Origin of the sequence: Pseudoglutamicibacter cumminsii, assembly GCF_003143995.1 — a bacterium.
Lineage (GTDB): Bacteria > Actinomycetota > Actinomycetes > Actinomycetales > Micrococcaceae > Pseudoglutamicibacter > Pseudoglutamicibacter cumminsii_B.
In genome coordinates, this window is the sequence record NZ_QFWG01000004.1 from 148417 (window position 1) to 158862 (window position 10446).

At 60.6% G+C, this 10446-nt stretch carries 12 protein-coding genes; 3 read left to right on the top strand and 9 right to left on the bottom strand.

Annotation, left to right across the window (positions count from 1 at the left end):
* Positions 1-5 precede the first annotated feature (5 nt).
* The gene (locus CAY35_RS04800) at positions 6-821 is read right to left on the bottom strand and encodes an aldo/keto reductase (RefSeq protein ID WP_109303545.1); all 816 of its coding nucleotides are present in this window, start codon (positions 819-821) and stop codon (positions 6-8) included.
* Positions 822-992: 171 nt separating this feature from the next.
* Here CAY35_RS04800 and CAY35_RS04805 point away from each other — a divergent pair, with 171 nt between their 5' ends.
* The gene (locus CAY35_RS04805; RefSeq protein WP_109303546.1) at positions 993-2207 is read left to right on the top strand and encodes an MFS transporter; all 1215 of its coding nucleotides are present in this window, start codon (positions 993-995) and stop codon (positions 2205-2207) included.
* A gap of 9 nt (positions 2208-2216) precedes the next feature.
* On the opposite strand, the gene CAY35_RS04810 is transcribed toward CAY35_RS04805, so the two are convergent.
* Complete coding sequence (locus CAY35_RS04810; RefSeq protein ID WP_109303547.1) at positions 2217-3020, bottom strand: IclR family transcriptional regulator; 804 nt, start codon at positions 3018-3020, stop codon at positions 2217-2219.
* A 2-nt stretch (positions 3021-3022) separates the two neighbouring features.
* Positions 3023-3814, bottom strand: a complete 792-nt coding sequence (locus CAY35_RS04815) for a coniferyl-alcohol dehydrogenase (protein WP_109303548.1) — start codon at positions 3812-3814, stop codon at positions 3023-3025.
* Positions 3815-4003: 189 nt separating this feature from the next.
* On the opposite strand from CAY35_RS04815, the gene CAY35_RS04820 reads away from it, so the two are divergent.
* Entirely contained in the window at positions 4004-5377 is a 1374-nt protein-coding gene (locus CAY35_RS04820) for an aldehyde dehydrogenase family protein (protein ID WP_109303549.1), read from the top strand.
* A gap of 11 nt (positions 5378-5388) precedes the next feature.
* Positions 5389-6294 carry an MBL fold metallo-hydrolase gene (locus CAY35_RS04825; protein ID WP_109303550.1) on the top strand — a complete coding sequence of 302 codons (906 nt, stop codon included), beginning with the start codon at positions 5389-5391 and terminating at the stop codon, positions 6292-6294.
* Positions 6295-6336: 42 nt separating this feature from the next.
* On the opposite strand, the gene CAY35_RS04830 is transcribed toward CAY35_RS04825, so the two are convergent.
* The 6 genes from CAY35_RS04830 to CAY35_RS04860 all read right to left on the bottom strand — a co-directional run bounded on the left by CAY35_RS04830 (position 6337) and on the right by CAY35_RS04860 (position 10233).
* The gene (locus CAY35_RS04830) at positions 6337-7119 is read right to left on the bottom strand and encodes an alpha/beta fold hydrolase (RefSeq protein ID WP_181377491.1); all 783 of its coding nucleotides are present in this window, start codon (positions 7117-7119) and stop codon (positions 6337-6339) included.
* A gap of 535 nt (positions 7120-7654) precedes the next feature.
* The gene (locus CAY35_RS04840) at positions 7655-7972 is read right to left on the bottom strand and encodes a hypothetical protein (protein WP_109303553.1); all 318 of its coding nucleotides are present in this window, start codon (positions 7970-7972) and stop codon (positions 7655-7657) included.
* Between the two features lie 340 nt (positions 7973-8312).
* Complete coding sequence (locus CAY35_RS04845; protein WP_109303554.1) at positions 8313-8591, bottom strand: YciI family protein; 279 nt, start codon at positions 8589-8591, stop codon at positions 8313-8315.
* 187 nt (positions 8592-8778) lie between these two features.
* Positions 8779-9162: a helix-turn-helix domain-containing protein gene (locus CAY35_RS04850; protein ID WP_070491231.1), complete on the bottom strand. Its 384-nt coding sequence runs from the start codon at positions 9160-9162 to the stop codon at positions 8779-8781.
* A 133-nt stretch (positions 9163-9295) separates the two neighbouring features.
* Complete coding sequence (locus CAY35_RS04855) at positions 9296-9754, bottom strand: helix-turn-helix domain-containing protein (RefSeq protein ID WP_109303555.1); 459 nt, start codon at positions 9752-9754, stop codon at positions 9296-9298.
* Between the two features lie 68 nt (positions 9755-9822).
* A complete protein-coding gene (locus CAY35_RS04860) occupies positions 9823-10233 on the bottom strand; it encodes a recombinase family protein (protein ID WP_181377492.1) in 411 nt (136 codons plus the stop codon).
* Positions 10234-10446 lie beyond the last annotated feature (213 nt).

The window sequence follows — 10446 nt, forward strand, 5'->3', positions numbered from 1 at the left end:
CCGTCCTAGCGACCGAACTCGTCGGCGTCGAGGCGTGGGGCGTCGTTGCGGTTGAGGGCGTCGATCGCGTCCAGCTCGGCTGGGGTGAGTTCGAAGTCGAGCGCGGCGAGGTTTTCGGCTTGGCGTTCCGGGTTGCCTGAGCGTGGGACGGCGATGCGGCCTTGCTGCAGGTGCCAGCGCAGGATTACCTGGGCGGGGCTCTTGCCGTGTTCTTCGCCGATGCGGGTCAGCGTTGGGTCGGCGAGGAGTTCGCCGCCGCGGCCGAGTGGCGAGTAGGCGGCGTTGAGCACGTTGTGTTCGGTGTTGAACTTTTGGATCTCGGTTTGCGGGCCGTAAGGGTTGACGGAGATCTGGTTGACCTGCGGGGTGAGGCCGGCGTCGAGGACCCGCTGGAGGTGGTGTGGTTTGAAGTTGGAGACACCCCAGTTGCGGATTTTGCCTTCTGCGCGGAGGTCTTCGAGGCCCTGGCACGCTTCAACGTAGCGGTCTTGGTCTGGGTTGGGCCAGTGGACGAGGTAGAGGTCGATGGTGTCGAGACCCAGGCGGGAAAGGGTGCCTTCGAGCGCCTGCCGGACTTCGGTGCGGCCGTGCCACTGCTTCTGGAATTTGGTGGTGAGGAAGTAGTCGTCACGGTCGAGCCCGCTCGCGCGGAGGCCGGCGCCGACGGCGTCTTCGTTTTCGTAGCCTTCCGCGGTGTCGATGTGGCGGTAGCCGAGCTCGAGGGCGTGGCGGACGGCCTCGGTGGCTTCCGCGCCTTGGAGCGGCCACGTTCCGAAAGCGAGAGCGGGGATCTTAGTCCGGTTGGCGGTGGTCAGGTCCATGAGAGAGCCTCCGTTCGCGAGTTCGTCCGTTCACACTCGATCATAAAGGTGGCGTGTGTTCTGGGGCACATATACTTCGGTCCAAGACAATATCGATATGTCCAATTCGAACTAAGAGATATTCGAAGCACGACAAATTCGATAAGACAATAAAAGGTTTTAAGGGTGGCTATGTCGTCGTTGCGTAGCGGGACTTCCTCTGTTTCATGGCTGTGTGTGGTTGTAGTCGGGATTGTTAGTGCCGCCCATATTTGGAAGCTCCCGCCGTCCTTGGAGGCGCTGAGCGCGGAGCTTGGTATTGACCTGGTGCAGGCCGGGGTTTTGATCGGCATCATCCAGGTGGCGAGCATCCTGGGCGGTTTGCCGACTGCGTGGCTGGGTGAGCGTTTGGGCTTGCGGCGCGTCATTGTGGTGGGACTGGTGTTGCTGAGTCTTGGCTCGTTGTTGGGTGCGGTTGCGCAGTCGGCGTCGGTGTTGTTTGTTTCGCGCGCGGTTGAGGGCATCGGGTTCCTTTTTTGCGTAGTTTTGGGGCCGGCGTTGCTCCGGGATCGGTTTGAGCCTCCGCATGTGTTTCGCGCGTTGACCGCGTGGGCGATGTTTCAGGGGTTGGCCGCCTTTATCGGTTTCACGGCGGGTACGTTTGTGGTGCCGGAGTTCGGTTGGCGCCCGATGTGGGTTGGGGCTGCGGTTGTGACGCTGGCCTTGATTCCTTGCGTGCTTGCGCTGGTTCCCCGGGATGAGGCCGTTGGCTCGGCTAAGGGATCGGGGACGTGGCGGTTGGTGCGGGTCACGATTTCGCGACCTGGTCCTTGGCTGGCCGGCGCTATTTTCGCTTGTTACAGCATCCAGTGGATGGCGGTTGTCGGCTTTTTGCCCCGGATTTATGAGCAGTACGGGATTCAGCAGCCGGCGGCGGGGATGATGTCCGCGGTTGTTGGCGGGGTGAATATCCTGGGTGCGCTTGGCGCCGGCCTGCTGGTCGGCAGGGGTGTCACGGTAAAGCGTCTAGTGATCGTTTCTTTTGCGGCTATGGCTCTGACGTCGATTGGGCTCTTCGCTGTCCCGTGGGATCAGACGGCGTTCCCAGCGTTGGCGTCGCTTGTGTTGGCGGTCGCGTTTTCGGCGATTGGTGGAGCGGTGCCGGCGTTGTTGACGCGGATGATTGGCGAATTGGCTCAGCCGGATGGTTCGAGTGCCGTGGTGATGGGGCTGATGCAGCAGATCTTCAACATGGGCAATTTCCTGGGGCCGTTCCTCATCGCGTGGTTCGCGGTGCAGACGGGTGGTTGGGAGAGCTCCTGGATGCTGACGGCCGGGTTCAGTTCGCTAGGAATCCTCGGCACGATCTGGCTTTTGAAGGGCACGCCTCAGCGTCAGGAAGTCTGAGCAGACGTTCTAGTCCCCAACTTCGAGGGTTCGGGAAATACCTCGGGCAGCGATCTGTAGCACCGGCACTACGTTCCCAATCGGGGCCATCGCATCCTGCGTCACGATGCCCAGCGCGGCGATGATCTGTCCGGTGGTCGGGGAGAACACAGGCACGGCGAGAGCAAAGTTGTTCGCACCGCTCTCTCGCTCGGTGGTCGCGAAACCTTGCGAACGGATCCGAGTGATGTGCTGGATCAGCTCCGATTTCCGGCCAATGGTGTGCTGGGTATGCCGAGGTAAATCCGCTGGTAGCTCAGCCAGCAGTTCCGGCGCCCCGTACGCGAGCATCAGCTTGCCCGCCGCGCTCGAGTGCAAGTCCATTCGATCGCCTACTCGGCGGAACGGGGCGCCGGTGTTCGTCCCGGAAATACGCTCGACGAGGAGCACTTCTTTTTGGTCCAGGATGAACAGGTTGACCACGTTGTGGGTCACGAACAGGACGTCCTGCATGTAGGGCGCCGCGATTTCGGCTACGTCCTGTTGGGCAGAAGCTAGCAGGCCGATGCGCCACAGCTTCTGTCCGATTCGGTAGCGGCCAGACTTCTTCTCTAAGCCGCCCCACACCGCTAGTTCGTTCACCAGCCGGTGTGCCGTAGCCAGTGGCAGGTCCGCGCGCCTGGCAATGCTGCTGAGCGTCTGGTCGCGGTGGGCGCTATCGAATGTTTCCAGAATTCGTAGCGCGCGTGAGGTTACGGATGCCGATGCTGTGGCTGGCTTGGTGGTTGAACGTTGGGCAGGGTTGCCCTGCCGCTGCGGTGCGCGGTTGGCCATGGTTACTGGTTTCCACTCCTGCGGGCGGCTACGAGTCCGCCATCTACGCGGATGTCGGTTCCGTTGACCCAGCGGGCCGTATCGCTCAGTAGGAATTCGATGACGTCAGCGATTTCGGCGACTTCACCGTATTTGCCGAGCAGCTTTGAGGCGCCTTCGACTTTTTCGCGGCCGTGGTCGGTCTTGAAGTCTTCCAGGATCGGGGTCGATACCGGGCCTGGGCTCACGCTGTTGACGCGGATTTTCCGCTCCACCAGAGAGGCGGCCAGCTGCTCCGTGAGGAGGCGGACGCACTGCTTCGAGAACAGGTAGGACTCGTCTTGAACCAGTGCCCAGACTTGTTCGTCTGCCTTGAGCTCGTCAACGCTGTTCGCCTGCACGGCTCGGTTCTCTTCGTCGAGGTGGTTGCGCCAGTCAACTGCTACCGATGAGGCGAGGTTAACGATCGCGGCACCAGACGCCAGCTGCGGTAGTAGCGCCTGGGTGAAGTCGCGCAGGCCGATCACGTTCACGCCCATGACGACCTCCGCGGGGGCGGTGCCCGGAACGCCCGCAATGTTTGCGAGCCCGTCAATCTGGCCGCCGGCTAGCTCGGTGAGCTGGGCAACGCCGGCTTGAATGGAATCTGTTGAGGAGAGATCGAGCTGCACGAAGTCTTCGGTGTGATCGCCGTTAGCCTGAGCCGGTGGGTTGCGGTCCACCCCGATGACGCGGTGCCCGGCGGCGCGTAGTTGCGCGGCGGTCTGCGCGCCGATTCCGGAGGAAACACCTGTTACAACAATGGTCTTTTTCATGGGATAGAACCTTTCGTGTGAGCTGGATCATGCGGTTGGCTCTATGTTTGCCATTGTGCCCCATTCACACAGGGTTTTTTCCAATGGGTGGAAGACTAATCACATTCGCTCTTCACAATCTTCCATGATGTAGGGAAATTACTACGGCGCACCGCCGTATCCGCCCTCTACATGTGAAGGCAGGTACAGATGAGCACTCACTACGACGTCCTGGATCCGGCAACACTCGAAGTTGTTGCCCGGGTGCCGGAGAACACGGCCGAAGACACGCGGCAGGCAGCGGTCCGTGCACGCGCGGCGCTGCGTGGCTGGCAGCGTGACCGTGTAGCGCGGGTGGAAGCGTTGGTGAAGATCGCCGACAAGATTGAGGCGAACCTCGATGCGTTGGGCGAAGTTCTGTCTCGTGAGCAGGGCAAGCCGATTGCCGAAGCGAAAATGGAGTTCAAGGTCTCGGCGGGCCTGTTCCGTTATTACGCGACCTTGGACTGGGAAGACACGATCAGCCTTCCAGAGCGCGATGGCCGCAATGTCGAGGTGCTGAACCGTCCGGTGGGTGTGGTGGGAACCATCACCCCGTGGAACTTTCCGATCTCGCTGTTGTGCGTCAAGCTGGCGCCGGCTTTGATCGCCGGTTGCACGGTTCTGGCTAAACCGGCTCCTACGACGCCGGCCTCAGCTATCGCTTTGATTGAACTGATGAACTCGGTTCTGCCTGAGCATGTTGTGCAGGTTCTTACCGGTTCCAACCGCACGGTGAGCGTGGCGTTGGCTTCGGAACCACTCGTCAACAAGATTTCTTACACCGGCTCCACCGCGGTGGGCACCTCTTTGATGCAGCAGGCCGCTGAAAATGTCACCCGTGTGACGATGGAGTTGGGTGGTAATGACGCCGCCATCGTGCTTGATGATGCGGACATTGAGGTGGCTGCGCGCGGCATCATCAGCAGCGCTTTCCGCAATGCGGGGCAGGTTTGCATGGCGGTTAAACGCGTCTATGTTCCAGAGAGCATGCGCGCGGACTTCACTGAAGCTGTGGTCGAGGAAGTCAACAAGTTCGTACTTGGCCGTGGCATCGACGTCGCCACCACCCTGGGACCCATGCATAACGCGAGCCAGCGCGACTACGTGCGGGAACTGATCGATGCGGCCGCATCTGACGGTGCCACTGTTCTTGCCGGGCATCAGCGGTGCGAGCTACCCGGCTATTTCCAGACGCCGACCATCGTGGCCAATGCTGAACAGGACATGCGCATCGTGCGGGAAGAGCAGTTCGGAGCGGCCCTGCCGATTGTGTCCTATAGCTCCCTTGACCAGGCCATCGAGCTCGCTAACGATTCTGAGTTCGGGCTCGGGGCTTCTATCTGGACTCCGGATATGGAGCGGGCGCGGCAGCTGGCGCCGGAGCTGGAGACCGGCACGGTGTGGATCAATCAACACACCGTTGTTGAACTCGATGCGCCGTTCGGGGGCTGGAAGCAATCCGGCATTGGCCGCGAGCGCGGCCGCTGGGGCTTGGACGCCTACTTGGAGCCAACCACCGTCAACAGGCGAGCACATAACTAGGGGACACTGACATGACCGTTGAACTCATTACCCTCGGCACGGCTGCCGGCCCGGCTATTCGCGGAAGCGAACCAGGGATCTGCTCGGCAGTCCGCGTGAACGATGATTTTTACCTGATCGATTTCGGTCTGGGGTGCACCCGCGCGGCCGCTGAGGCCGGGTTGAAGGGTAAGCACTTCACCGCGGGATTCATCACGCACCTGCATTCCGACCATGTTGTGGAGCTACCCGGTTTTCTGCTGTGGAACTGGGGTAAGCCGGTTAATGGCTTCACTGAGCCGTTCCGCATTTTGGGCCCGGGCAAGGATCCGCACCGTGTTGGTGGTGAGGACTTGGCCGGTACCGCCGAGTTGGTTGGGAAGACCCTCGACGGGTTCTCCTACGACATCGATATCCGGATCCAGGATGAGGCCCGCCCTAACCTGCACGAGCTGGTGCAGGCTGAAGAGATTGTGATCCCGAATGAGCCGATCTTCGAGGTGTATCGCGATGATGCGGTGACGGTGAGCGCGACCCTCGTGGAGCATCCGCCGGTCTACCCGGCTTTCGCGTTCCGCTTTGACACCGCGGAAGGCTCGATCGTGTTCTCTGGAGACACCGCTAAGTCCGATGCGCTCGTTGAGTTGGCCCGCGGTGCGGACATTCTGGTGCATGAGGCCGTCAACCTGGACTTCTATAAGGAGCAAGGTTTCTCTGGCGCGTTCCTGAACCACCAGGCATGCTCGCACACCTCGCCGGCCGATGCCGGGGCAGTGGCCCAGGAAGCCGGCGTGGGGCAGCTGGTTTTGTCCCACCTCGCCGGTGTTGCGCCAGAGCAATGGTGGAAAGACCAAGCCGCAACCCGATTTAGCGGGCTGATCTCGGTGGCACGCAGCGGCGACCGTTACGCGCTCACCGAGCAACTCGTGCTCAGCTGAGGAGCCGGCTTTCCCAGTCGCCGTTACTCTCCCCTCCCGCTCCTAGCCCTGCGCGAGGAAGAAGTTGCGGAGTTCGGCGGCTGTGCGTTCAGGGTCTTCGACGGGTGCGAGGTGCGCGGTGTGGTTGAAGGTCACGGCTTTTCCGTTGGGTACGCCGGCTGCGATGGTGGCGCCTTCGCTTGGTGGGCAGACTTGGTCGTGTGCGCCGTTGATGGTGAGCACCGGGATGGTGACGGTGGCGAGGTCTTCGCGGACGTCGTAGGTGCCGAGTGCGCGGCAGATGGTGACGTACGACGCGAGGTCGGCTTGCCGTAGGTTGTTCAGCAGTGCTTCGGCTTGGGTTGGGTTTTTGTCGATGAATCCGGGGGCGAACCAGCCTTCGCGGCAGAACGGGACCATGATCTCGGTTCCGTTGGCGGCGGCTGCTTGGGCGCGTTCTTCCCAGGCTTCGGGTTCGCCGATTTTCGGTGCCGAGCACACGACCGCGACCGCGGCGAACCGTTCGGGGTGGTGGAGTGCGAGTTCCATGGCTACGCCGCCGGAGATGGAGACGCCGGCGAAGTAGACGCTGCGTTCCGCGGGTTGGTCGGCGACGAGTGCGGCGGCCGCGTCTGCGAGTTCCGCGACGGTGTAGGCGTCAGTGTGCACGGGGGCGCCGGCGTGGCCGGGGAGGTTGTAGCCGATCACTTCGAAGTCATCGGCGAGCTCTTGCGCGGTGGTGTTCCACAGTTCCTCTACGCCTGTTCCGATGCCGGGCCCGACGAGCAGTAACGGCTTGTTCGGGGCTGGCTCGGTGAGGCGTTGTGTTGTGAGGGTTGGGGCCACCACGGCTGGCTACCTTTCGTTATGCGGCTGAATCGGTGCGGCTTGGCGGGTCGCGTGGTTGTCGTTGTTCGCTGCGGTTGCTGCTTTAGAGCTCGCCGATGTGGGTGTATTCAACATCGAAAATAGCCATAAGGCGCTCTCTTAAAGACTGTCTCAAAACATGCGTGGGCTGTTCCTTTCAGGATAGTCCAGCTGGTGCAGGTGAGGCGCGGGACGGAAGCTGCAGTACTCAGGAGGATCTTCTGTGACGTCTCATAGTCAGAAAATTTCTCACGTTCCCTAGCGAGCCGATTCCCAATAATCCGGTCTAGTTCCTCCTGGCTATTGATAGGAGTGAGCCCCGGCGTATCGGTGGATTGTGGTTCTTTGTTCTCTTGAACATTTTCGGACATGTGTGCCCTCCATTCATGCCGCAATCATGTGCGTGGTGTAGCCCGCCGTTATGCCCCCGGCGGTAGTAGGGAAACCTGTTTTCGGGTATAAGAAAACCCACCCGAGCAAACCCGGGTGGGTTATAAAAGAATGCTGTCAGTCGTTAGGATTCGGCCGCTTCATCCGCCGCTAATTTCGCGCGGTTTTCCTCCTGGCCTTCCATGAACTCATCAAATTCTTCTTCAAGACAAAACTTTTCACGAAGGTCACGGAACTGTTTGACCAAATCATCAGGCCACAAGAGGCAAGACGTATAAGACGCGGACACCAACCCAAGGAGGGCGGCGATCGTCTCACGAGACCAAATAGTGTCATCCAGCGCTTTGTAGTCTGCCGGTTCAAGGTCAAGTTCCTTGATAGTGAATGCACGAGCGTCCAGGGTCAACCGGTCAAGCTCATCAAGCTCCCAAGGCAAATCCATCAGCTACCCCTCCTTCCGTCTTCAACAACGTGACACGTAGTTACGTGTCGTATACCGTCTTCTGTGCACCCTACCCCGACACGCACCAAAAGACCATCAACCAGTTTGTCGTAGTTAACCAGGTCTTGCCCTTTAACCGGGCTCACCGTGGCAGGTGAGCGCAACACCTTTTCTGCGGCGTCTGCTATGGCTTGTTTAGTTGAGTCCACCGGGAATCGTATGCGTCCTCTGAGCCATCCATAACTGGGAAGATGCCCACCGCGACTGGCTACCTTTCCTTGTGCGGCTGTATCGGTGCGGTTTGGCTGGTGAGGCTCTGGCGTTCGCTGCGGTTGCTGCTTTAGAGCTTCCCGATGACGACGTTCCATTCCGCGATGGCGCGGTGGGTGATGATGCCGTGGTTGTTGAAGGGGTCGGCGTCGAGGATGCGGCCGGCTTCTTCGGCGGTTTCGGTGCGGACGATGATGAGGGCGCTACCCGGCTCGGTTACTTTGGGGCCGGAGAGGAGCACGGTGCCGGCATCGCGCTGTTCGGCGAGGAACGCACGATGTTCGGGCCGGTGTTTCTGGATGAGCTCGGCGTCGTCGATGTAGGTGTATTCAACCGCGAAAATTGCCATGACAGCGCTCCCTTAAAGACTGTCTCAAAACATGTGTGGGCTGTTCCTCTCAGGATAGTCCAGGGGGTCCCAGGGGAGGTTCTGGGTGGAAGCTATGGCATACAGGGCGGGGGTTCCTTGTGAACTGATGGCTCCCGCGATTCTCAACCGGAGCTCCCGCATACGCGGGGAGCTCTGCAAGTGTTAGTTAGAACCAATCGACGCCAAGCCCTGGGATTTCCCGCGCAACCCTCGCTACAACAATGCGACACCAATCAAGAGACACATAGTGTGGCAGCTCGACACCGGGGAACGCGGTAGCGATGTCGCAGGAGCGCCTCGGCGTGCGGATCGGCCAATCGCGCGGGTGTGTCTCATAGTGCCGTACCAGGCGCGCGACGATCTCGTCGGTGTGGTCTGCTAGATCCCTCATCTCTTCGCCTACGCCCGGGGGTGGGTTATAGCGGCCTCGGTCCCAGTTGCGGGCGGTAGCGGGACCGATATCGAGGTATCGGCTGATTTCAGTGATTGAGTACCCTAGGAGGGTTCGCAGGGTCTTGAATTCCGCTGAGGTGAACAAGCTGTTATCCATGCTTTCCATTCAATAGGCGAAGGCTCCGGAGCGGATTACCCCGGGGCCTTGCTGGCTTCAACTAGCCGTTACCGCTCATGTCGTTCTATCGATTCGTCGTTAGCCAACGATTCACCCTTCGGTTGCTCGCTGCCTAATCAGCGGTCTTCATCAAAACTTCATCGTAAGTAGCAGCGTCAATCAGCTCATGCCGCAGCGCGGCACCTACTTCTTGCCAGGTTCCGTCCATGCTCTCTTCGTACTCACCGTACTCGTTCGCCCAGGGGGTCGGCTTGTATGGCCACTCCACCAGTAGACGCACCAGTTCTTCACGGTCGATAAACCCGGCCGCGTACCGCTGGCACACTTCATAAGGGCTTGCAGCGTTGAACTCACCAACCACAGCCGGTACAGTCTGGGCACGCTGCAACGCCTTCGCCACAGCTGGCTGAGACATCCCCAACACCTCGGCCATCTCCCGCTGAGACATGCACCTCGCCGCGGTCTTCAACGTGCGCTTGTAATCCAACGTGTCGACCTCCATCCGCTGCCGCACCCGCAGCAGCTCCGCACGCATATCACCATGACGCGGCCGCTCCACCAACTGGCTCATAACACCCTCCTCAACTCCTCAAGGGAGACTTCCTCCACTTCAATTATAACTTGTGTTATCACGTGGTTTCAAGGGGTTTCGTGGGTCAGAGAACGGTATACGTTGGCGGTGCTGACACCGAGAATGCTGGCCATCTGCGCATAGCTTTTCCCTTCCTCGCGCAGCTGCCGCGCCGTCGCGGTGCGGTCTGCATCCATAACGCGCGGCCGCCCTCCGACTATCCCCTGAGCGCGCGCGTGCGCTAAACCTCGCCGGGTGTTCTCTCGGATCATAGAAACGCGCAACTGCGCCGTGACCGCCATGATGCCCACAATGGCTTCGCCCATCGGCGTAGATATGTCCACGTCTAAGAATGGCTCGGTAAGACTTTTGATCCTCACACCGCGCTCCCCCAGCTCGCGGATAATCTCAATGGCCATACGCTCGGTCCCCGCGATACGATCCAGGGCGCGGATGACTAACGTATCCCCCGGCTGCAATTGTGCCTTGCATGCGAGTCACTGCGGCCGCGCAGCGGATCATCCCCGCAGGCGCGGGGAACTCTCGGCGACCTCGGCAGGTGGATAGCAACGGCCGGGATCATCCCCGCAGGCGCGGGGAACTCGAACCGGACACGGTCGCAGTCGCGCAGGTCGACGGATCATCCCCGCAGGCGCGGGGAACTCGCGCCCGCGTTCTTGAATGCGCCCTGC